This window comes from Methylomicrobium album BG8, assembly GCF_000214275.2.
In the GTDB taxonomy this organism is placed as follows: domain Bacteria; phylum Pseudomonadota; class Gammaproteobacteria; order Methylococcales; family Methylomonadaceae; genus Methylomicrobium; species Methylomicrobium agile.
In genome coordinates this window covers 859,834-883,075 of the sequence record NZ_CM001475.1, presented here as the reverse complement: position 1 = coordinate 883,075, position 23,242 = coordinate 859,834, and the positions used below count along the sequence as shown (strand labels likewise).

Genomic DNA, 23,242 nt, shown 5'->3' with positions numbered 1-23,242 from the left:
CCGGCTTACAACGTCATCAGAATGTGCGGGCTGCGGTTCAGGTCCAGGTAAATCGCGTCCAACTGCTCGCGGCTGTGCGCTTCGATCGTGACCGTGACTGCGGTATAGTTGCCGCCCTTGCTCGGACGCGAGGAGACCGCGCCCTCGCCGATGTTCGGGCTGTGCCGGCGCACGATTTCCACGACGAGCAGGTCGAGTTCCGGACTGGTCTTGCCCATCGCCTTGATCGCGAAGGTGCAGGGAAAGGTTAAGAGGGATTCTTCGTTCATGAGACGGATTGTTTGTAAGCCTGAAACAGGCGGTTGACCTGTTGCCAGGCGGGGCCGGGTTCACCGCCGCCGACGGCTCGGCCGTCGAGGTCGACAACCGGCACGACTTCCCGGACCGAACTCGCGATCCATATTTCGTCGGCCTGTTTCAGATCGTCGATCGTCATCGATTGTTCCCGGCATGAGACATGGTTTTCCCGGCAGATTTTCAAGATCACTGCGCGCGTGATGCCGGGCAGAATGTCCCGGCTCAGCGGCGGCGTGACCAATACGCCGTTCAGCACCGCAAAGACATTGCTTGAGGAACCTTCGGTCACGAAGCCGTTTTTGACCAGAATGGCTTCCGCGCCGCCGCGCTCCGACGCTTCCTGTCTGAGCAGCACATTGGCCAGCAGGGTGATCGCTTTGACATGGCAGTTATCCCAGCGGCTGTCTTCAAGGCAAACGGCCCTGATGCCGGTATCGCGCTCCGGATAAGGGGGAATCGGCGAACTCATCGCGAAAACGGTCGGGGGAATATTTTCGGGGAACAGATGGTCCCGTTTCGGCGCGGCGCCGCGGGTAATCTGCAGATAGACGTATTGGTCGGTTCCGCCCTTCAGAAGCGGAACAAGAATGCCGCGCCATTCGTCCAGGCTGTGCGGATTGCCGATCAGAACAGCGGCCAAGCTGTTGTCGAGCCTTGCCATGTGGGCTTCGAATTCGAACAGCCGGCCGCGGTAGGCGGGGATCACTTCATAGACCCCGTCGCCGAACAAAAAGCCGCGATCCAGAACCGAGATATGGGCTTCTTCGACAGGTAAATAACGGCCGTTCAGATAAACGGGGTTATTGGCCATCCGCTTTTGCAAACCGCATCAAAATCCCGTCGAAGAGACGGCGGAACACGCTCCCCTCGCCGACTGCCTTCAAGGCGATCAGGTCTTTTTGGTCGACCACCTGATCCTTGTAGGTGACTTCGACCGTACCGAACTTGTCGCCTTCATTGAAAGGCGCCACGATTGGCGCATTGACGCGAATGGCCGTTTTCACGTCGCCCGCACTGCCGCGCGGCACCGTGACATAAAGGCTTTCCGCCAATCCCAAAGGTACGGTCCGAACGTCGCCTTTCCAGGCTTTCGAATCGGATAGGGAAGTCTTGCCCTCGTAGAGGCGAGGCGATTCGAAAAAGCGGAAACCGTAGTTCAATAGATTCTGATTCTCGACAGCCCTGGCATTGGCGCTTTTGGTCCCCATCACCACCGATATCAGGCGCATGTCGTTCCGGAGCGCGGACGCAACCAGGCAATAACCCGCATCCTCCGTATGGCCGGTCTTGACGCCATCCACGGTGCCGTCCCGTGACAACAGCAGATTGCGGTTATGCTGAACGATGTTGTTGTAGGTAAATTCTTTTTGCGAAAACCAGGGATAGTACTGCGGAAACTCCTTGATCAACGCAGTCGTCAAAATCGCCAGATCGCGCGCCGAGGTGTAATGGTCTTCGACCGGCAAGCCGTCCGCATTTTTAAAATGGGTGTTTTTCATGCCCAGCCGCGCGGCGTGCTGGTTCAGCATATCCGCGAAGGTGGCTTCGTCGCCAGCGAGATGTTCGGCCAATGCCACGCTGGCATCGTTGCCGGACTGGATGATCACGCCTTTGAGCAGGTCTTCGACTTTGACCTGGGCGTTGACTTCGACGAACATCCGCGAACCGGAGGTGCTCCAGGCTTTTTTACTGATCGTGGCGAGATCGTCCAGCTTCAAATGGCCGTTCGCAAGTTCCTTGAACACCACGTAAACCGTCATGATTTTGGTCAGACTGGCCGGAGCGAGCCTCTCGTCGGCGTTATTTTCCGCCAACACCTTGCCGGACTGGAAGTCTTGCAAAATAAACGCTTTCGCATCGATAGCCGGAGGCGCGGGCGTTTGTATCTCCAGCGATTCGGCATTGGCCTGCAGCGCAAGCGCGAGCAGTACGATCATGAAAAAACTGGGAGTCAGCTTTGATTTTCTCTTAAAAAACATTGCGCCACAAGACTAACTGAAAGGAACGTAAGCGCTATTGTATCATGACGCTTTCGTTTGGGTCGTTTTCCGTCACGTATTGAGCCCCGGTAATGCCGAGCCTAGCCAACCGGACATTCAGCTTGTCCGCCTTGGATTGACTGTCGACCGGACCGACCTGAACAGTGTAGAGCGTGGCTTTGTGATGACGTGAAGCGAGCACTTTGGTTCTGGCCAGATGCTTCGCGGCAATTTTGTATTTCAGTTTGTGCGCCTGGCTGGCGCTCTTAAAAGCGCCGACCTGCAGATAGATGCCCTGCTTCCGCTGTTCTTTCGCGACTTCCCGCATTTTGCGGATCGCCTGCTTGTCCGAAATCGGCTTGATTTGGACCGGCGCGGTGCCGTTCATTTCAAGCTCCTGGGCAGCGGCATAGGATAAATCCATCTCACGGTTGGCAACGAAAGGGCCGCGATCGTTAATCCGCACGATCACCTTGCGATTGTTTTCGAGGTTGGTCACCTCGGCATAAGAAGGAATCGGCAGCGTTTTATGCGCGGCAGTCAGCGCATACATATCGAAAATTTCGCCGGTGGCGGTTTTTTTACCGTGGAAGCGGGGACCGTACCAGGAAGCGACGCCTTGCTTGATATAGCGGGCGAGGCGCGGCAGCAAGGCTTCATCCTGTCCAGGCTCCTCCTGTCCGGCATCGGAAGAAGACGTTTGGGATTTGCCGATGTTGAGTACGGTATGATGGCGGAATTGGTGGTTGGCGGTCAGGTGCCGCCTAGGTCGCTCTTCGGCCTGCGAGGCCGCCGCTTCAGCGGTGGAGGAAGATACTGCGGTAATATCGGTAGCGAGTGAAGAGGTCTTGACTTGAGTGGCTGAGCAACTGCAAAGCACAGTAATAGAGAGAGCCGGTATGATTTTATTCATAGGGAGACGAGTTTCGATAATTTAAGAGGGCCTGGCTGAGCTGGTAAACGGCCATGGCATAGAAGGAACTTTGGTTATAACGCTTGATAACCGAGAAATTGTCTAAAACAGCCCAAAGTTCGTCGCCACGTTCTTGCTCGAACGCCAGAAGTTTTACTTTACTTTCTAAAGGTAGCGGTCTTGAAAATTCAACACGGGCCGATTCTAACTCATCAATTCTTAAATCTCTATTAATTTTGTCATTTAACAATGCTTTATAATCTTCGCTTTTGGCAAAAACCCGCACCGCAACCGGCTGATTCCTGGCCCATCCATGAGCCTTGAAATAGCTGGCAATACTGGCGATCGCGTCTTTCGGGTCGCGCCATAGATCGCGTTTGCCGTCCCGATCGAAATCGGCCGCAAAAATACGGAAACTGCTCGGCATGAATTGCGGCATACCCATCGCACCGGCATACGAGCCGGACGGCTGCAGCGGGCTGACTTTTTCTTCACGGCACAAAAGCAGGAATTGCTCCAGTTCTTTGCTGAAAAAAGGGCTGCGCGGCGGATACGCGAAAGCGAGCGTCGACAACGCGTCGATGACGCGGTAATAGCCGGTACGGCGGCCGTACAGCGTTTCCACGCCGAGTACCGCGACGATGATTTCCGGCGGCACCCCGTATTGTTCCGAAACCCGCTTCAGCGTATCCGCGTGGAGGCGCCAGAATACCGCGCCTTCCTTGATTCGGGCATCGGTCAGGAAAATTTTCCAGTATTTGTGCCAGGGCATCGCTTCCGCCGGAAACGCGATCTTCTTCAGCACATCGTCCCTGATTTTGACTTGAGCGAACACATCCTCCAGTTCATCTTCGGAAAACCGATGCTTGGCGACCATCGCATCGATGAAGGCGCTTTTCTCGCGCTGCGCGGCGCAGGAAGCGAGTGCAACCAGAGAACAAAGCAGAGCGGCGCGAACAGGCATGGACAGGCTCCTTAGGATTTCATCAAAAATAATTTCCTCTTTTGAAAAAGGGGAATTCCGTCAAAAACAACTTCCCCCCTTTGAAAAAGGGGGATCGAGGGGGATTTATTCGATCAATCTCCCCCGGCCCTCGGCAATCGCTCCTGCATTGCCACCTGCCTCCCTGCAGTCGTCGGTAACGGCTTCCTGCGTTATCCTCGATCGCGTGTTCCCGACACGATCTACCTCGCCCTTCCTTGGGCTCGTATCTCCCGCATGAACGCCAGGGATGGCGTGAATGCAGAGATTGCACGACTGCAGGGAGGCAGGAGGTGGGGCAACACAAGGAGCGGTTGTCGAGGAGCAAATCGCTGCCCATGCGGTCTTCTTTTTCAAAGAGGGGGGTGAATCATCCGCTTTTCGAAACAATCAACATTCGGGAAGTTATCTTCTACCAGATCCTCAACCAATCGAAAATTTTTGATGCGTGTGGATCGACATCAGCATGCCGAAACCGGCAAGCAGTGTGACGATCGAGGTACCGCCGTAGCTGATCAAGGGCAAGGGCACCCCGACAACCGGCAGAATCCCGATCACCATGCCGATGTTCACGAACACATAGACAAAAAAAGTAAAGGCCAGCGCGCTGGCCAGCAGACGGTTGTAACTGTCGCGCGCCTGCGAGGCGATATAAAGGCTGCGCGCGATAATCAATAAATAAAGAGTCAACAGCGCGATGCAGCCGAACAGCCCGAATTCTTCTGCGAACACCGCAAAAATAAAGTCGGTCGAGCTTTCAGGCAGAAATTCGAGCTCGGACTGCGTACTGCCGAGCCAGCCCTTGCCGTAAATGCCGCCGGAACCGATCGCGATCTTCGACTGGATGATATGGTAGCCCCTGCCCAAGGGATCGGCTTCAGGATTCAGGAAAGTCCGCACCCGGTCGCGCTGATAGTCGTGCATCAAATGCCAGATGACCGGCGTCGAAGCGCCGACCAGCCCGACGATCGCGCCGATAAACCAGTAGGAAATGCCGGCGAAGAACAATACCGCCGCACCGGCCGAAGCGACCAGCAGCGCGGTCCCGAGATCGGGCTGTTTGGCGATCAGCAAAGTCGGCAGGATGATCAGAAAACCGGCAATTCCCAGTTGTTTAGGCTTCGGCGGCAGATGGTGCTCGGCCAAATACCAGGCAACCATCATCGGGGTGGTGATTTTGATCATTTCCGACGGCTGGAAACGGAAAAAGCCGAGATCGAGCCAGCGTTGCGCGCCTTTCCCGATTTGCCCCATGATCAGCACGGCAATCAACAAAAAAATGCCGATCCCGAACAGAGTGGCCGAATAGCGTTTGAACTGAATCGGATTGACCTGCGCCAGCACGATCATCAAACAAAACGCGAGCCCGACGCGCGCCGCCTGGCGCAGCAAGACTCCGAAGTCCTGACCGCCCGAACTGTAGAGGATCACGAAGCTCAACAGCGCGGTCAGAAACAGGCAAAGAAACAACGGAATGTCGATGTGCATCCGGCGCAGCAATTTGCCGATCATCGACGAAGGATGAAAATGTTCGCGCCGAGTCTCAGTTTTCATGAAGGTTTTGTAAATATTGCTTGATCACTTTGCCTGCAATCGGCGCCGCCACCGAGCCGCCGTGCCCGCCATGCTCGATGACGACCGCGACCGCGATTTTCGGGTCGTCGGCCGGCGCGAACGCCACAAACAGCGCATTATCGCGCAATTTGAAGTCGATTTGGCTCTCGTTGTATTTGGCGCCCTGTTTGATCCCGAACACCTGGGCCGTGCCGGTCTTGCCCGCAATCTGGTAAGGAATGCCGTAGCCGATCCGTTTCGCAGTGCCGGAAGCGCTGTGCACGACGTTGATCATGCCGGCCACGATCGGATCGAGATTCTGCGCTTTCAGCGGAATGATGCGGGCGGGCTGTTCCGGACTCTTCTGGACGCCCTGAGCCGTAACGATTTTATCGACCAGGAACGGAGTGACGACCTGGCCGTGGTTGGCCAACGTCGCGGTCGCCCGCGCCAGTTGCACAGGCGTAACCTGATGATAGCCCTGGCCGATCCCGGTAATCAGCGTCTCCCCCTCATACCATCGCTGCTTTCTCTTCGCCTGTTTCCAGGCAGGCGACGGCAGCAACCCCGCCACCTCGCCGTAAAGATCGATGCCCGTTTTTTCGCCGAAACCGAATTGCTGTAGAAAGTCGTGCATTTTTTGAATGCCGAGCATTTGCGCCAGCCGGTAAAAATACACGTCACAGGATTCGGTAATCGCGCGGATCATGTCGACCGTGCCGTGGCCGCCCCTGCGCCAGTCGCGGTAGCGGTGATCGACGCCGGGCAAGGTGTAATATCCCGGACAATACAAACCCTGCGGCGCGCGGACCTTGTCGTATTCTAGCCCCGCCAGCGCGATGAACGGTTTGATCGTCGATCCGGGAGGATAGAGGCCGCGCAATGCGCGGTTGTACAGCGGCTGGTTTTCCGATTCGTTCAGTGCCTTATAATCTTCGGATGGAATGCCGACCACGAATGGATTCGGATCGAAGCCGGGGCGGCTGACGAACACCAGCACGCCGCCGGTTTTGATATCGATCGCGACCACGGCGCCATTGTAAAAGTCGAGCGCGTCGTAAGCGGTTTTTTGCAGATCGATATCGAGCGTCAGGTAAAGGTTCGCGCCAGGAACCGGCTTGACCTCGTTCAGCGTATTCAGCGCCCTGCCCTGTACGTTGGTTTCGATTTCCGCATAGCCGGTCGTGCCGTGCAATTGTGTTTCATACGTTTTTTCGATGCCGAGTTTACCCATATGAGTAGCGCCCTGGTATTCTGGCATCGGCAATTCCTTCAATTCGGTTTCGTTGATGCGGCCGACGTAACCGACCACATGCGAGGCAAGCTCGTAATACGGATAATGGCGCACCTGGTGCGTCTTGATTTCGACGCCCGGAAAAAAAGGCATCGATACCGCGAACTTCGCAAGTTCCTCGTCGGTCATCGCAGGCAGCAATACCACGCTGTTGAAGCGTTTTTCGCGTTTGCGCTGCCTGTGGAACTGTTCGATTTTCTCGTCCGGCAGACCGAACAACGCCTGCAGCCGTCTCAATGTATCCTCCATGTCCTCGATCTGCTCGGGAATCAGTTCGAGACTGTACGACGGCGTATTTTCGGCCAGAATCCTGCCGTTGCGGTCGTAGATGATTCCCCGGGTCGGGGGCACCGGCGTCAGCTTAATGCTGTTTTCCTTCGCCAGCGTCGCGTAATGTTCGTGACCGACGATCTGCAGATACATGAGACGCACGACCAGTCCCGCGCTCATCAGCCCGATAAACAGCATGGCGACATAGATGCGGCGCAGAAACAGGCGATTCTCGGCCAAGTCGTTTTTGATCGAAAACACGCGGTCCATGGTCCGGCCCGGATTATTTGACGCGTCTGGCCAGGCGGACGAAACGCAACGTCGTATACACCAGCGGCCAACACAACGTGCCGGTCAGAATCGGCACCCAAAAAGTCGCATGCAATTGCGCGGGATGCTGCGCATTCTTGATGAAGAATAGGAGCAACTGCGACAATAGCAGACAGAAAAAAATGAACAGCGTCTGCTGTATCAGCGGAAACAGGCGCAAGCGTTTGTGCAGCTTCAGGCAAAGAAAGATCACCAGCGAATAGGCCAGCGCATACTGGCCGAACAAGCGGCCGAACAACACGTCGGTCAACAGCCCGAACGACCAGGCGTAAAAAATGCCTACCCTTTCCGGCACCGCCAGCGACCAGTAAATCAGGCTCAACAACACCCAGTCCGGGTTCAGGAACGCCCAATCGCCGGGCAGCGGCACGATTCTGAGGGCCATCGCCAACCCTAGAGTGATCACGATACGCCCCCAGGCGTACTTGTTATTCAAGAGCATCCTGGAGTACCTGGTTCTGTTCGGCGGCCTGCTTGGAGACCAAAGGAATCGGAGTCGAATTGCTCCACACGATCATCAATTCGCGGCTGCGGTCCAGAAACGCCTTGGGCGTGGCAGTCACGGTCGCGAACGGCTTGTCCGACTCCGAGGTAAATTTATCGACGACCGCGACCGGATAGCCTTGCGGAAATACGCCGCCGAGCCCGGAAGTGATCAATAAATCGCCGGGCTTGATGTCGGCGTCATTCGGCAGGAACGGCAAGATCAGGCGATTGGTCTGGCCACTGCCGACCGCAATCGTCAGCAGCCCGTTCCGGTTGACCTGCACCGGGATCGCATGATTCGGATCGGTGATCAGCATCACTTCCGACGTCATCGGGAAAGACCGGAACACCTGTCCCACCACGCCGTTTTCGTCCATCACCGGCTGCTGCGGATGCACCCCGAAACGGGTACCCTTGTTCACGACCACGATATGTTCGTAAGGGGCCATTTTGACCGACAACAGCTCCGCGATCATCACCTGCTCGCCGAGCTTGAACGAGTTTTCGAGCAGCGCGCGCAGGCGAATGTTTTCCTTTTCGAGCACATCGAGTTTCAGCAGCCGGGTTTGCTGCATCAAATGGTCTTCCCGCAAGCGCTCGTTTTCTTTTTTCAGGGCCGCGTACGAACTGACCGAATCGGCGGTATGCCGGAACACGGTGGTGGGCATGTCGACCAGATATTTGATCGGGTCGGTCAACAGCGAAAGCGTGGTGCGCAGAGATTCCAGGTGCCGGGTTCTCTGATCGGCGAACAGCAGCGCAATCGAGGCGAGAACGGCGAACAGCAAGCGGGTATGGATCGATGGGCCGGTGGCGAATAACAGTTTGATGGCAAAATTCCTCTGCGATTGGCCCCGGCCGCGGCAAACCGACCGGTGACCGGGAATAATCTTAACGAATTAAACAAACAGCGAATTGAAACCGGCCGCCCGCACTGCGGTCCGCAACGCCGGGCAGAAGCGAGGAAGCCCGGTCATTCCAGAGAAAACGCGGAGACGCCTTTCTTGTCCATCATTTCGAGTACCATGCCGCCGCCGCGGGCCACGCAGGTCAACGGATCGTCCGCGATGAATACCGGCAAGCCGGTTTCTTCCGCGATCAGCCGGTCGATGTCTTTCAGCAGCGCGCCGCCGCCGGTCAGGTAAATGCCCCGGTTCGCGACATCCGCGCCCAATTCGGGCGGCGTCTGTTCGAGCGCGGCCTTCACGGTGCTGACGATGCCGGACAAAGGCTCCTGCAGCGCTTCGAGAATTTCGTTGCTGTTCAGCGCGAAACTGCGCGGCACGCCTTCGGCCAGATTGCGGCCCTTTACTTCGATTTCCTTGACTTCGCTGCCCGGATAGGCGGTACCGATTTCCATCTTGATTTTTTCGGCGGTCGCCTCGCCGATCAGCGTGCCGTAATTGCGGCGCACGTAATTGATGATCGCGTCGTCGAAACGGTCGCCGCCGATCCGGACCGAGGACGAATAGACGATGCCGTTGATCGAAATCACCGCGACTTCGGAGGTTCCGCCGCCGATGTCCAATACCATCGAACCGCAAGCTTCGTCGACCGGCAGCCCCGCGCCGATCGCCGCCGACATCGGTTCTTCGATCAGATACACTTCGCGCGCGCCGGCCATCGCCGCGGATTCGCGGATCGCGCGCCGCTCGACCTGGGTCGAGCCGCAAGGAACGCAGACCAGAATACGCGGGCTCGGCCGCAAAATTTTACTTTTATGCACTTTTTCGATAAAAAAACGCAGCATCCGTTCGGTGACCGCAAAATCGGCGATAACCCCGTCCTTCAGCGGACGGATCGCGGTAATGTTGCCGGGCGTTCGGCCGAGCATGCGTTTCGCGTCCGCGCCGACGGCCGCAATCGTCTTGGCCCCGCGGATCTTGTCTTCCTTGATCGCGACGACCGAGGGCTCGTTCAGGACAATGCCCTGCCCCGGGATATAGATCAAGGTATTGGCGGTTCCAAGGTCGATAGAGAGATCGTTGGAAAAAATTCCACGAATTCTTTTGAATAGCATTGAGGATGGTTCCTGACGGGAAATAAATGGGACTACTTTATCAATCGAGCCGGTATTCGAGCAAGATATAGTATCATATCTCAAGGACCGGATTCTGAATACCTGTTGGCGCTTTTCGCATGCGGCTAGCGGGGGGAATGATGATGAGCATCCCTAATTCTGCGAGACGCTGCATTTATCCGGCCGCGATTTTAAATTTTCTCATGGAGTCATTCAATGTCGTTAACGGCAGACGAAGTAAAAAAAATCGCGCATCTGGCGCGTCTGGGAATCGACGAACAGGATGTGCCGCATTACGCGGAAGATTTGTCCGGCATGCTGGAACTGATGGCCGCGATGGGCGCGGTCGACAGCGCAAATGTGCCGCCGATGGCGCATCCTCTGGATCTGCAGCAACGGCTCAGAAACGATAGGGTGACCGAACGGAACGAACGCGAAAAATTTCAGGCGATTGCGCCGCAAGTCGAGGCCGGGCTGTATCTGGTCCCGAAAGTGATTGAATAAAGGATAAACCGGGAATGTATAACAAGACCATCGCGGAGTTGGCCGAAGGGCTCCGCAGCCGGCAGTTTTCCAGCCGCGAATTGACACTGGCCTATTTGGAGAGAATCGGGCAGCATCAGGCATTGAATGCCTTCATTACGGCGACCGAAGATCTGGCGCTCAAGCAGGCCGAGGCGGCCGATGCCAGGCTTGCCGCAGGCGATGCGGAACCTTTGACCGGCATTCCGATCGCGCACAAGGATATTTTCTGCACCGACGGGATCAGGACCAGCTGCGGCTCGAAAATGCTCGACAACTTCATCGCTCCGTACGATGCGACCGTGGTCGCCAAGCTGCAAAAGGCCGGCGCGGTGATGCTCGGCAAGCTGAACATGGACGAATTCGCGATGGGTTCGTCGAACGAAACCAGCTTTTACGGCCCGGTCAAAAACCCGTGGGATCTGAACGCGGTGCCGGGCGGCTCGTCCGGCGGTTCGGCCGCAGCGGTCGCGGCCCGGCTCGCAGCGGGCGTGACCGGCACCGATACCGGCGGCTCGATCCGCCAGCCGGCCGCGTTTTGCGGCATTACCGGCCTGAAGCCGACCTACGGGCGGGTGTCGCGCTATGGGATGATCGCCTATGCCTCCAGCCTGGACCAGGGCGGACCGATGACGCGCACGGCCGAGGATGCGGCGATTTTGTTGCAGGCAATGGCCGGTTTCGATGAGCGCGATTCGACCAGCGTCGACCGGCCGGTTCCCGATTACCGGGCCGGTTTAACACAGCCCCTCGACGGCCTGAAGATCGGCTTGCCGAAAGAATTCTTCGGCGAAGGCCTGTCTTCCGAAGTCGCGTCGGCGATCGAGGCCGCGCTCGCCGAGTACCGCAAGCTGGGCGCGGAAACCGTCGAGGTCTCGATGCCGAACCTGAAGTTGGCGATCCCGGCCTATTACGTGATCGCCCCGGCCGAATGCTCGGCGAACCTGTCCCGCTTCGACGGCGTGCGCTTCGGCTACCGCTGCGGCAACCCGGCCGACCTGACCGACCTTTACACCCGTTCGCGCGGCGAAGGCTTCGGGCGCGAAGTCAAGCGGCGGATATTGATGGGCACCTATGCGCTGTCGGCCGGCTATTACGATGCCTATTACATCAAGGCGCAGAAAATCCGCCGCCTGATCAGCGACGATTTCAAAAACGCGCTGTCGTCGGTCGATGTGCTGATGGGACCGGTCGCCCCGTCCGTCGCGTTCGGAATCGGCGAAAAAATCGGCAACCCGATCGAAATGTATCTGTCCGACATTTACACGATTGCGGTCAACCTGGCCGGCCTTCCGGCGATGTCGATCCCGGCGGGGCTGGCTTCCGGCAAACCGGTCGGCCTGCAGATCATCGGCAATTATTTCGCCGAAGACCGTTTATTGAATGTCGCACACCAATATCAGCTTGCAACTCGATGGCATCGACTGATGCCGCCGGGTTTCGAATAGAGAGATTAAGAACATGGAATGGGAAACCGTCATCGGCCTGGAAATTCACACCCAGCTTGCCACCCAATCGAAAATTTTTTCCGGCGCGGCGACCGCCTACGGCGCCGAACCGAACACACAGGCCTGCGCGGTCGACCTCGGCCTGCCCGGCGTTTTACCGGTATTGAATCAGGAAGCGGTCAATATGGCGGTCAAACTCGGCCTGGCGATCGAAGCCGAGATCGCGCCTTATTCGGTGTTCGCGCGTAAAAACTATTTTTACCCGGACCTGCCGAAAGGCTACCAGATCAGCCAGTTCGAATTGCCGATCGTCGGCAACGGCCATTTGGACATTGAGGTGGACGGCGTGACCAAACGGATCGGCATTACCCGCGCACATCTCGAAGAAGATGCGGGCAAATCGCTGCACGAGGATTTCCACGGCCTGACCGGGATCGATTTGAATCGGGCCGGTACGCCGCTGCTCGAAATCGTCTCCGAACCGGACATGCGTTCGGCGAAGGAAGCGGTCGCTTATATGCGCAAGCTGCACGAGCTGGTGCGCTACCTGGGCATTTGCGACGGCAACATGCAGGAAGGTTCGTTCCGCTGCGACGCGAACGTCTCGGTGCGCCCGAAGGGCCGGAAGGAGTTCGGCACCCGCGCCGAGCTGAAAAACATCAACTCGTTCAAATTCGTCGAAAAAGCGATCAACTATGAAGTCGAACGCCAGATCGACCTGATCGAAGCGGGCGGCACCGTCGTCCAGGAAACCCGCCTTTACGATGCGGTAAAAGACCTGACCCGCTCGATGCGCAGCAAGGAAGAAGCGAACGACTACCGCTACTTCCCCGATCCCGATCTGCTGCCCGTGTACATTTCCGAAGCATTCAAGGCGGAGGTGCTGACCACGATGCCGGAACTGCCGGACGCGAAAAAGCAGCGCTTCAAGGACCAGTTCGGCCTCGACGATGAGAGCACGACGATTCTGACCTCCTCACGCGAAACGGCCGATTATTTCGAGGCGCTGCTGGCAGCCTCGGCTTGCGAGGCGAAGTTGTGCGCGAACTGGGTCACTGGCGAGCTGTCGGCCGCATTGAACAAATCGGGACTCGAAATCGCCGCTTCGCCGGTCGGTTATCAGCGCCTGGCCGGACTCCTGAAACGGATCGCCGACAATACGATTTCCGGCAAGATCGCCAAGCAGGTGTTCGAAGTGATGTGGCAAGGCGAAGCCGAAGCGGACGAAATCATCGAAACGCAAGGCTTGAAGCAGATCACCGACACCGGCGCAATCGAAGCGATCATCGACAAGATCATCGCCGACAATCCTGGCCAGATCGAACAATACCGCAGCGGCAAGGACAAAGTGTTCGGCTTTTTTGTCGGCCAGGTCATGAAAGCGATGCAAGGGAAAGCCAGCCCCGAGGAAGTCAACCGCATGCTGAAAGACAAACTACATGGCTGACCGTTGATTTTAAAAAAAACGTTGCGGATTAGCAGCATCCGGCATACAGTTAAGGCAAAATATGGGAAATCCATTTGAGAGGAAACCGCTATGGCGACGACAGTAGAACCGGCGCGGCCGGAAAGACGACAGCGCACCGCTCAGCTGATCGATGAACTGCAACACGAAAGACGGGACTTGTGGTCCCTGTATTGCCAGATCGGCGAACTGAAGCCGTTCAACGACGTCGAACCGGTCAAGAGCAAGCTGATGCGATTTGCGGAAGTGCTGGTCGACTACGTTTCGCTCGGGCATTTCGGATTGTACGAAAGAATCCTGTCCGGCACCGAACGCCGCGAAAGCCTGATCGCGGTAGCGACCGACATCTATCCGGAATTTTCCGAGGTCACCGAGTTGTCGGTTTCTTTCAACGACAAATACGAAAACGCCGGCGAGGCCTCCGCCTTGACGAACTTGGCGGACGATTTGTCCGCGCTGGGCGAATCGCTGGCCAGGCGGTTCGAACTGGAAGACCGGCTGTGCGGATTAATGCGGCGCTGAATTGCCAAGCTTGCTGCTTCGCTTGATGAAGGCCTAGACCCGCCAGGTTTTTAAAACCTGGCGGGTCTTTTTATAAACCCCTTTCTACGCGAGAGACCCGATTTTCCGGAATCGGCTCCTGGTCCGTTATTGGCTTCGCCCCGCCTTACTGAGCGGTAGGCGCCGCGGTGCCCGACCCATTGCTTTCCGAGGCTTCTTTTATAAACGTCTGCTTCAGTCGATTGAGTGCCGCCCAAAGGGTTTTTTCCATCACCACTTCATTGCCGATCGAGACGATCACCCTCCGCAATTCCGGTATCTTGACCTTGGTCGATACCAGATAGACCGGCTGCACGTACAACACCGTATTGCCCATCGGCAAAATCACCATGCGCCCCAGTTCGACCCGCGAACCGCCCTGATTCCACAAGGTAAACTGCGCGGAAATTTCCGGATCCTGGTTGATCAATGCTTCGACCTGGGCGGGACCGTTCACCTGCACTTCCTTCCGGAAGCGGTAAACCGTAATGCCGGGCTTGTAACTGTTGCCGCAGGCTTCCTTGTTCAGAATACTGGCGACCCCGATCATGCTCAGGTTGTCTCGATTGATCGGAGTCATCGGGTTGATCATCACGAATTCTTCCTTGTCGTTGCAGTTCCCGAAATCCATGGTCTGATAATAAGGCTTGACCTCTTCGCCGCGAACATTGGCAAACTGCCAGGTTTCGGCCTGTTCGTAAAACAGTTCCGGTCTCGTCTGATGGTACTTGGCGAATACCTTCATCTGCATGTAATACAGGTCGCGCGGATAGCGTAAATGTTTTTGCAGTTCGAGCGGCATTTCCTCCATGTTCTTGAACAGGCTGGGATAGGCCCGCGCATAGGCGTTGATCAACACATCCGACGGATCGGCAATATAATAGTCGACCGCGCCGTCATAGGCATCCACGACAATTTTGACCGAATTACGGATGTAATTGAAAGGCTGGTCGCCTTCGAGATATTCATCGGCGGCCGGTTTCGAAGCCGGATACCATTTCGATAGGGTGTAAGCGTCCTGAATCCAATAGAAGCGGTCCTTGGCCACAACCAGATACGGATCCTTGTCCAAATGCAGAAAGGGAGTCATCGCATTGATCCGTTCGGTGATATTCCGGCGGATTAACATTTTGCTTTTGTCGGTAATCGAGATCGAAAAGAAAATCTTTTCATCTTTGAAATAAAACGCGAACAGCGCCTTTCGGAACCAGGACGGAATCGGAATCCCCCCTTCGCCTGTATACTGACGTTCGATGCTGGGATCGGCAGGCTCAAGCCCGACCACGTTGAGCGTGTTCGGCACGACGGCATAATCGTAACTTCCCTCGCCGTAATAGATATCCGGATTTTTGGTGGTCAATCCGACCGGCGAGTACAGATTCAGGTCGCGCAGATACCAGACCAGCGGAATATCGGCATCCTGGGCGGCCGGTGTCGCCACCGCACCGCTTCCGTGCGTATAGCGCAAATGCGTGTTCTCCCACGTATGCGCCGCTTCGGGCAGTTTGCCGATGTTCACTTCGCGGGCCGCTAAGTTTACCTGACGGGTATGGCCCAACAAAAAGTAGCGGTCTTCGTCGACCGAGAAAAAGGCGTAATAGGGCCGGATCTCCTGCAGCTGCTGATAACTGTTGATCAAATATTCCCGGTCCCAGACCGGAATATTCTCGAAACGCTTTTGCGTGCTCCAGGTCGCGATGTCTTCGGCCGCATTCAAATTGATACGCTGATCGACAATCTTGATGTTTCTCAGGTCATAAGCGTTCAGCGTCGCGTCGATATTATGCTGCATGAACGGTTTTTCGGCTTTGACCGGATTCGGATTGACGATGTATTTCTGGATCGCCGCGGGAATCGAGTCGACGTTCGGCAAAAACCACACAAACAGAAATGCGGCCGACGAAATGAAAAACGGCCCTTTAACGCGGTGTTCCTTCGAGAAAATGAACAGCAGACCGGTTATCGCGACCGCCACAAAGGTGAAGATGCCGAGCCAGATCAGCGGCAGCTTGTAATTGATTTCGACGAACCCCGGCCCGAAGAAAACCGGCTCGTGCGAATGGTTGTAAAGCAGCGCAAACCGATCCAGCATAAAGCCCCAGACCACGAACAGCACGACAAAGCCTATCAGCACGGTCAGATGAATCTTCGCGCCGATGTGATATTCCTTGTTCTGGTTGGGGATGAAGATATGCTCCAGCCAATACAAAATGCCGACCGCGATAAAAATGACGATCGCGGCCGTCAACAATTCTTTTTGAATCAGCAGATAAATCGGATAAGACAACAAATAGAAACTGATGTCGTTACCGTAAACAGTATCGGTGGCGCCCGACGGCTGGCCGAAAAAATACAGTAATGCCGACTCCCATTGCCGATAGAACGGAATCGCGATAAAGACGGCCAAAATCAGCGAAATGGGCGTATAGACCTTGGCCGAACCGCTCATGAAGACATCGGCAAAGCGCTGGAAACGGCGGCGTTTATCCAGGTCGGTCAGAATTTCGTCGGGCGGATTCAAGCCCAGATAGCGGGAGGCAACCCAGAAATGAAAGAAGAAAATCAGGAAAAAAGCCAGCGTGACCCCGCCCGACAGGAAAAACCGGTAAAGCAGCCGGAGCCAGAAGTACGGCTCCTGTTTCAGCGACTGGAACCACCATAAATCAACGAATAGGTCGAGGAAAATGAAATAGAAGGCAACATAGATAATGACCGCGATTCCCAGGATCGCTCCGATCAACGCGGGTAAGAACTTCAGATTCCGCATACTATCCTCATGTTTTTAAAATTGGTATATGACTTAATACTGCTGTACGAGCCCGGAGGACTGTAGCCGGCGCAATACCGATCCGGGCCGTATTTTAACATCCAACCACCGAACCGCCGCCGCTTTTATCCTCCGCGTTACCGGGCACTTTCGCTTGATATCGCCATATTCCCCGGTACTATTGCGTACATTCTCCCATATTGCAAATGCTCCGGCGCAAAATCGCAAAAGGGATTCGAGTTGACGTCCGCTGGTCCGGAACGGCCGAAGACGAAAAGCCGGGCGGTACGTATTTGATGTTTTTATATATTTTTATAAAGAATTTAGGTTAAAATACCCGGCTATCGAAACTGGGCGCGTGCCGGTCCGGCCTTTGCCGAAACCTGCGCTCGACGTGACTCCATCCTCCAGACTTCGATGCGTTCCGTCCAACCCTTGGTTACCCTGACTGCGGTCTACGGCATCAGGCAGCAGGTCATATTTTGCGCCGTTCAAAACTCCGGTCGAATTTGCTTGAGTAAATACTCGCGGGGACGGTTTTTGCAAAAAGATTTTTATGCCCAACATTTAGAGTAACAACATGACTGATTTAAGCCTTTACAGAAACATCGGCATATTCGCGCACGTGGATGCCGGCAAAACCACCACGACCGAGCGTATCCTGAAGCTCACCGGCAAGATCCACAAGCTGGGCGAAGTGCATGAAGGGGAATCTACCATGGACTTCATGGCGCAAGAAGCCGAACGCGGCATCACCATCCAATCCGCGGCGACGACCTGTTTCTGGAAAGACCATCGTTTCAATATTATCGACACCCCGGGCCACGTCGACTTTACCATCGAAGTATATCGTTCGCTGAAAGTGCTCGACGGCGGTATCGGCGTTTTCTGCGGTTCCGGCGGCGTCGAACCGCAATCGGAAACCAACTGGCGCTATGCGAACGACTCCAAAGTCTCCCGCCTTATCTACGTCAATAAATTGGACCGGATCGGCGCCGATTTCTTCCGCGTGGTCAAACAGGTCGAGGACGTGCTGGGCGCAGTCCCGCTGGTGATGACTTTGCCGATCGGCATCGAAGATCAATTCTCGGGCGTCGTAGACCTGCTGACCCGCAAAGCGTGGATCTGGGACAATTCCGGAGATCCGATGAGCTACCGCATCGAAGATGTCCCTGCCGATATGGCGGATAAAGTCGAAGAATGGCGCGAAAAGCTGATCGAAACCGCGGTCGAGCAGGACGACGACGCGATGGAAAAATATCTGGAAGGTGAAGAGCCGGATATGGAGACCGTCAAGCGCTGCATCCGCAAAGGCACGATCAACATGGCGTTTTTCCCGACTTATTGCGGTTCGTCCTTCAAAAACAAAGGCGTGCAACTGGTCCTGGACGGCGTTGTCGATTACCTGCCGAACCCGACCGAAGTCAAGCCGCAGCCTGAAACCGACATCGAAGGCAACCCGACCGGCGAATTTGCGATCGTCGATCCGAGCCGTCCGCTGCGCGCATTGGTATTCAAAATCATGGACGACCGCTTCGGCGCGCTGAACTTCATTCGTATTTATTCCGGCCGCCTGAAGAAAGGCGACACCCTGCTGAATACCTATACCGGCAAGAACGAACGGGTCGGACGGATGGTCGAAATGCATGCCGACACCCGCACCGAAATCGAAACCGCCCAGGCTGGCGATATCGTCGCGCTGATCGGCCTGAAAAACGTACAGACCGGCCATACCTTGTGCGATCCGGACAAGCCGGCAACGCTTGAGCCCATGGTTTTCCCTGACCCGGTCATCTCGGTGGCGGTTACCCCGAAAGACAAAGGTTCCAACGAAAAAATGGGCATCGCGCTGGGCAAAATGGTCGCGGAAGATCCGTCTTTCCACGTTTCAACCGACGAAGAAAGCGGCGAAACGATCCTGAAAGGCATGGGCGAGTTGCACCTCGACATCAAGGTCGACATCCTGAAACGGACGCACGGCGTTGAAGTGACCGTCGGCAAGCCGCAGGTGGCCTACCGCGAAACGATCACGCGCCGCGTCGAAGACGAATACACGCACAAGAAGCAATCGGGCGGTTCCGGCCAATACGCAAAGATCAGCTATGCGATCGAACCGGGCGAACCAGGCAGCGGCTTTGCGTTCGAATCGGCCGTTACCGGCGGCAACGTGCCGCGCGAATACTGGCCGGCGGTCGAAAAAGGCTTTAAGAGCATGCTCGATCAAGGCGTGCTGGCCGGCTATCCCTGCTTGGACTTCAAAGTGACTCTGCTGGACGGCGGTTTCCACGCGGTCGACTCGTCTTCGATTGCATTCGAAATTGCCGCGAAAGCCGCGTTCCGCCAATCGATTCCAAAGGCTGCGCCGCAGTTGATCGAACCGATCATGAAAGTGGATGTCTTCACCCCGGCAGATAACGTCGGCGACGTGATCGGCGACTTGAACCGTCGCCGCGGTATGATCAAATCGCAGGATCCGGGCGTTACCGGTGTTCGCGTAAAAGCGGACGTGCCGCTCAGCGAAATGTTCGGCTATATCGGCGACCTGCGCACGATGACTTCAGGCCGCGGCCAGTTCTCGATGGAGTTCTCACACTATCTGCCATGCCCGAAAAACGTGGCCGAAGAAGTGATCAAGGAAGCCATAGAACGCAAAAAAGCAAAATAATCCACTCTTGACGGGATGATGAAAAAAGGCCGGTCGGCATTGCTGACCGGCCTTTTTTTGTACCCGCCTGATCAAAAAAAAGTTTCGAAGCGAATAACCCAACCTCGCCGTTCGGGCACTCCCCTGGCCTTAATCGGACCCATAACGCTCATTCCATTCAAACACTTGAATCCCGCCTCGCCTGAGTGGCGCTTCGCCATTTTACCGATCAGCTCCGGATGCTGGTGTTCCGTAGCGATCGCCCCAGTCCGAACCTTACGGCAGCCCCTGACATCAAATACATCAAGCCCACCGCGCCGGCCGAGGGAACCGCCGCCGGGTTAGAGGCGGATTCTGCCTGAATCATCGCATGCAAGAACTTCGGATCGACGTGATGCTTATCGCCGAATCGGCCGGGAGCCGCATCAGGAGTTTTGGGCTCCGCGCGCACATTCAAGCCGATGCGACGAAATGTCCTCCCTGCAAATGCCGGCCAAACGGTATAATTCTCAAAAGCCGGCTTGACTTTTTTCGTTTTTATGGTGTGATCGGCAAGTCGGCTGGATGGAGGTATATATGAAACAAGACTATCATTACTTACAGGCATCGTTCGACAACCCCGTGATGGCCATTGTGCAGGGGATCGACCGCGATGTCGAACACGGCGAAGACCTGTTGATGCTGGGGCTCGGGATCGTGATGCTGTCCTCGACGTTTGCCCCGGTTGCCCCGCCGATCTTACTCTTGCCGCTGGTCGCCTTGACCTTTGCGATTACCGTGACCCTGGCGCACCGGAATTACCGGAAAATGGAGAGCAAACTGTTCGCCTCGATGTCCCGCTTAAGCAGCCAGGACATCGCACTGCTTCGCCCGATCGCGGCGATTTTTGCCGAAGTTCCCGCAGACTCCCTGGCCGAGTCGTTCAATCCGGCCAAAAACCTCAAGAGGACGCTGAAAAGCGCGCTCGGCGGCGTATTGATCAATCCTCTCTGGATGCCGATTTTCTATATGATGGGTCTTCAGATCAATGCGGAAAAACGTTTGAGTTCATTGAATCGAGCGATTATCGGGGTCGAGCAAAAGATCAATCCCCCTTCCGCCTGGGTTTGAGCAAGGAGCGGATTATTTCTGAAAGGAATAAAACAAGGCAGCGAGGATCAACTGCAAAAAGACCAGACCCCAAAAATAGAGTCCGAAGAGCACCGCCTTGACCTGGACCGCATGCTCTTTGGAATGCCGCCGGACCAACAGCCAGCCGCCGCCGGCGGCAGCCGTCAGAATCAGGATACCGACGATCGCCAACCGCACGGTCAGTCCCTGACCGGCGCAGGCGCCAGCACGACGCGGGAACCGTTGGATTCTGCCGAACTCACCACGCCTGCCGCTTCCATCGTCTCGATCATCGTCGCGGCCCGGTTATAGCCGATCTTGAAACGCCTCTGCACGCTCGATATCGAGGCTTTGCGCGTCTCGGTCACGAACTGTACGGCCTGGTCGTACAAAGCATCGGCCTCGGGATCGCCGAAACTGCCGTTCCCGCCGCCATGCGCACCGTAGCCTTCGCCCGCATCGGATGCCTCGCGGGTAATTTCTTCGAGATAATTGGCCGGTCCGGTCAATTTCAAGAACTCGACCACACGGTGCACTTCATGATCGTCGACGAAGGCGCCGTGCGCGCGAATCGGAATACTGGTGCCCGACGGCAAAAACAGCATATCGCCGTTGCCGAGCAGCGCTTCCGCGCCGCCCTGGTCGAGAATGGTCCGGGAATCGATCCGCGAAGAAACCTGGAACGAAATACGGGTCGGCACGTTGGCCTTGATCAATCCGGTCAACACATCGACGGAAGGCCGCTGCGTCGCGAGAATCAAATGAATGCCGGCCGCGCGGGCTTTTTGCGCGAGCCGCGCAATCAACTCCTCGACTTTCTTGCCCACGATCATCATCATATCGGCCAATTCGTCGATCACGATCACGATGCTCGGCAAGGTCTCCAGCATTGGAGGCTCTTCGCCTTCAGCCAGCGGATTCAGCGGCTGGAACATCGGATCCTTGATTTTTTCCCCGCGCGCATCGGCATCCGCGACCAGTTGGTTGAAGCCCGCCAGATTCCTGACGCCCATCTTCGACATCAGCTTGTAGCGCCGCTCCATTTCGGCGACCGCCCAACGCAGGGCGTTACTGGCTTCCTTCATATCGGTGACGACCGGCGTCAGCAAATGCGGAATGCCTTCATAGACCGACAATTCGAGCATCTTCGGATCGATCATGATCATCCTGACCTGCTCCGGGGTCGATTTGTAAAGCATACTCAGAATCATCGTATTGATCGCGACCGACTTTCCCGAACCGGTGGTTCCCGCGACCAGCGCATGCGGCATTTTGCCGAGATCGGCGACCAACGGCGCGCCGGAAATATCCTTGCCCATTGCCAACGTCAAGTTCGACTTCGACTTGATGAAAGCACCGGAAGAAAGTAACTCCTGCAGGTTGACCATTTCGCGTTCGCGGTTCGGAATTTCGAGACCGATCACCGACTTACCGGGAATCACTTCGACGATCCGGACGCTGGTCACCGACAAGGCTCTGGCCAGATCCTTCGACAGGGAGCTGATCCGGCTGACCTTCACGCCGGGCGCCGGCTGCAGTTCGAAACGGGTAATCACGGGTCCCGGCAGAAAACCGACGACTTCCACGCTGACGTTGAAATCCTGCAGGATGTTCTCGACCAGCCGGGACATTTCCTCCAAATCGGTCTGCGTATAACCTTTTACGCGGGTATCGCGGTTGTCCAGCAGATCGATCGACGGCAGCGCGCCTTTGTTCCGATAGCGCACGGCGGCGGCTTTTTTCGCAACCCGCTTGGCGACCGCTTGTTGCGCATCGGCCAGTACCTTTTCGAGAACCGGCGACATTTTGGCCGCCGCCTTCTTGACCGATTCGGCTTCGCTTTCGAGAACCGGCAACGTTTTGGCGAGGGCTTTTTTGACCGGTTCGGTTTCGCTTTTAGAGAAAGGCGCCGGCTCAGGCTCATCGGCGATGAACGAGCCGAAAAATTCTTCAGGCTCTTCAAACTCGTCCTGCATATTAAATTTTCTTTCGCTATAACCCGCCACTCGTTCGAACAGCAGCCTGAACAATAACACGGTATATTTGCCTATCAAATCCAGTACGGACAGCCATGAAACTTTGGTCGCCAAGGTAATTCCGCCGAGCAGGCCGACCATCAAAAATAAGGTAGCCCCAGAGTTGCCCAGCTTAACGACCAGCGTATTGCCGATTTCCTGGCCGACGATTCCGCCGGTGCTGTTCGGCAGGTCGACGCCAGGACGCAGTAAATAAAGATTCAGCAATGCCGTCGCCGAAACGATCGTGGCAAAGATGCCGGCCGTATTTACGGCCATGGGAAGGATCTTGGGAGCCTCCTGCAGTTTATGCAGCCTGTAGCCGGCCCAGAAAATAAGCAGCGGGAAGGGATAGGCCAAGAGGCCGAAAAAGCTGAAACTCACATCCGCCAGCCAGGCGCCGAACACGCCGCAGGCATTCGCGATCGCCTTGGCCGTCCCGCTATGGGTCCAGCCGGCGTCGTCCAGGCTGAAAGTCGCCAAGGCGATTAAAAAAAACAGACCGAAGGCAAAAAAAACCAAAACGGCGATTTCACGCAAGCCACGAACAGTTTTTTCTTCCATCACAGCAGACCCAATATTTCTTGGTGAAAAATAATACCGATA

At 56.1% G+C, this 23,242-nt stretch carries 20 protein-coding genes; 6 read left to right on the top strand and 14 right to left on the bottom strand.

What is annotated here, in order from left to right:
• Positions 1 to 5: 5 nt before the first annotated feature.
• The 10 genes from METAL_RS03785 to METAL_RS03740 form a co-directional block, all read right to left on the bottom strand.
• Positions 6 to 269, bottom strand: a complete 264-nt coding sequence (locus METAL_RS03785; RefSeq protein ID WP_005369786.1) for a YbeD family protein — start codon at positions 267 to 269, stop codon at positions 6 to 8.
• Positions 266 to 1,108 (bottom strand): D-amino acid aminotransferase, encoded by an 843-nt coding sequence (locus METAL_RS03780; RefSeq protein ID WP_005369779.1) that lies wholly within the window; start codon positions 1,106 to 1,108, stop codon positions 266 to 268. The genes METAL_RS03785 and METAL_RS03780 overlap by 4 nt, the downstream gene beginning before the upstream one ends.
• The gene (locus METAL_RS03775; RefSeq protein ID WP_005369778.1) at positions 1,098 to 2,276 is read right to left on the bottom strand and encodes a D-alanyl-D-alanine carboxypeptidase family protein; all 1,179 of its coding nucleotides are present in this window, start codon (positions 2,274 to 2,276) and stop codon (positions 1,098 to 1,100) included. Before METAL_RS03775 ends, METAL_RS03780 begins: the two co-directional genes overlap by 11 nt.
• Before the next feature lie 34 nt (positions 2,277 to 2,310).
• Positions 2,311 to 3,189 (bottom strand): septal ring lytic transglycosylase RlpA family protein, encoded by an 879-nt coding sequence (locus METAL_RS03770; RefSeq protein WP_005369777.1) that lies wholly within the window; start codon positions 3,187 to 3,189, stop codon positions 2,311 to 2,313.
• Complete coding sequence (mltB, locus tag METAL_RS03765; protein ID WP_005369776.1) at positions 3,182 to 4,153, bottom strand: lytic murein transglycosylase B; 972 nt, start codon at positions 4,151 to 4,153, stop codon at positions 3,182 to 3,184. The genes METAL_RS03770 and mltB overlap by 8 nt, the downstream gene beginning before the upstream one ends.
• Positions 4,154 to 4,594: 441 nt before the next feature.
• Entirely contained in the window at positions 4,595 to 5,725 is a 1,131-nt protein-coding gene (gene rodA, locus METAL_RS03760) for a rod shape-determining protein RodA (RefSeq protein WP_005369775.1), read from the bottom strand.
• Positions 5,715 to 7,559 carry a penicillin-binding protein 2 gene (gene mrdA, locus METAL_RS03755; protein ID WP_005369771.1) on the bottom strand — a complete coding sequence of 615 codons (1,845 nt, stop codon included), beginning with the start codon at positions 7,557 to 7,559 and terminating at the stop codon, positions 5,715 to 5,717. The genes rodA and mrdA overlap by 11 nt, the downstream gene beginning before the upstream one ends.
• Before the next feature lie 13 nt (positions 7,560 to 7,572).
• Positions 7,573 to 8,061, bottom strand: coding sequence for a rod shape-determining protein MreD (gene mreD / locus METAL_RS03750; protein ID WP_005369769.1), 489 nt, complete (start codon positions 8,059 to 8,061; stop codon positions 7,573 to 7,575).
• On the bottom strand, positions 8,048 to 8,893 hold the full coding sequence (mreC, locus tag METAL_RS03745; protein ID WP_005369768.1) for a rod shape-determining protein MreC: 846 nt from the start codon (positions 8,891 to 8,893) through the stop codon (positions 8,048 to 8,050). The genes mreD and mreC overlap by 14 nt, the downstream gene beginning before the upstream one ends.
• A 185-nt stretch (positions 8,894 to 9,078) precedes the next feature.
• Entirely contained in the window at positions 9,079 to 10,125 is a 1,047-nt protein-coding gene (locus tag METAL_RS03740) for a rod shape-determining protein (protein WP_005369767.1), read from the bottom strand.
• Between the two features lie 216 nt (positions 10,126 to 10,341).
• Between METAL_RS03740 and gatC the strand changes: the two genes are divergently transcribed.
• From gatC to METAL_RS03720, 4 genes are all read left to right on the top strand, one after another.
• Positions 10,342 to 10,629, top strand: coding sequence for an Asp-tRNA(Asn)/Glu-tRNA(Gln) amidotransferase subunit GatC (gene gatC / locus METAL_RS03735; protein WP_005369766.1), 288 nt, complete (start codon positions 10,342 to 10,344; stop codon positions 10,627 to 10,629).
• 14 nt (positions 10,630 to 10,643) lie between these two features.
• On the top strand, positions 10,644 to 12,095 hold the full coding sequence (gene gatA / locus METAL_RS03730; RefSeq protein WP_005369765.1) for an Asp-tRNA(Asn)/Glu-tRNA(Gln) amidotransferase subunit GatA: 1,452 nt from the start codon (positions 10,644 to 10,646) through the stop codon (positions 12,093 to 12,095).
• Between the two features lie 13 nt (positions 12,096 to 12,108).
• On the top strand, positions 12,109 to 13,542 hold the full coding sequence (gene gatB, locus METAL_RS03725; RefSeq protein ID WP_005369764.1) for an Asp-tRNA(Asn)/Glu-tRNA(Gln) amidotransferase subunit GatB: 1,434 nt from the start codon (positions 12,109 to 12,111) through the stop codon (positions 13,540 to 13,542).
• 90 nt (positions 13,543 to 13,632) lie between these two features.
• A complete protein-coding gene (locus tag METAL_RS03720; protein WP_005369763.1) occupies positions 13,633 to 14,082 on the top strand; it encodes an Rsd/AlgQ family anti-sigma factor in 450 nt (149 codons plus the stop codon).
• Between the two features lie 145 nt (positions 14,083 to 14,227).
• Here the strand turns inward: METAL_RS03720 and METAL_RS03715 are convergent, their stop codons facing one another.
• Positions 14,228 to 16,867: a UPF0182 family protein gene (locus METAL_RS03715; protein ID WP_005369762.1), complete on the bottom strand. Its 2,640-nt coding sequence runs from the start codon at positions 16,865 to 16,867 to the stop codon at positions 14,228 to 14,230.
• Positions 16,868 to 17,447: 580 nt separating this feature from the next.
• Between METAL_RS03715 and fusA the strand changes: the two genes are divergently transcribed.
• Positions 17,448 to 19,532: an elongation factor G gene (gene fusA / locus METAL_RS03710; protein WP_005369760.1), complete on the top strand. Its 2,085-nt coding sequence runs from the start codon at positions 17,448 to 17,450 to the stop codon at positions 19,530 to 19,532.
• A 208-nt stretch (positions 19,533 to 19,740) separates the two neighbouring features.
• Here the strand turns inward: fusA and METAL_RS21440 are convergent, their stop codons facing one another.
• On the bottom strand, positions 19,741 to 19,878 hold the full coding sequence (locus tag METAL_RS21440) for a transglycosylase SLT domain-containing protein (protein WP_084675331.1): 138 nt from the start codon (positions 19,876 to 19,878) through the stop codon (positions 19,741 to 19,743).
• A 209-nt stretch (positions 19,879 to 20,087) separates the two neighbouring features.
• On the opposite strand from METAL_RS21440, the gene METAL_RS03705 reads away from it, so the two are divergent.
• A complete protein-coding gene (locus METAL_RS03705) occupies positions 20,088 to 20,621 on the top strand; it encodes a hypothetical protein (RefSeq protein ID WP_005369759.1) in 534 nt (177 codons plus the stop codon).
• 12 nt (positions 20,622 to 20,633) lie between these two features.
• Here the strand turns inward: METAL_RS03705 and METAL_RS03700 are convergent, their stop codons facing one another.
• Positions 20,634 to 20,819, bottom strand: coding sequence for a hypothetical protein (locus METAL_RS03700; protein ID WP_005369758.1), 186 nt, complete (start codon positions 20,817 to 20,819; stop codon positions 20,634 to 20,636).
• Positions 20,820 to 20,821: 2 nt separating this feature from the next.
• Entirely contained in the window at positions 20,822 to 23,200 is a 2,379-nt protein-coding gene (locus tag METAL_RS03695; protein ID WP_005369757.1) for a DNA translocase FtsK, read from the bottom strand.
• Positions 23,201 to 23,242 lie beyond the last annotated feature (42 nt).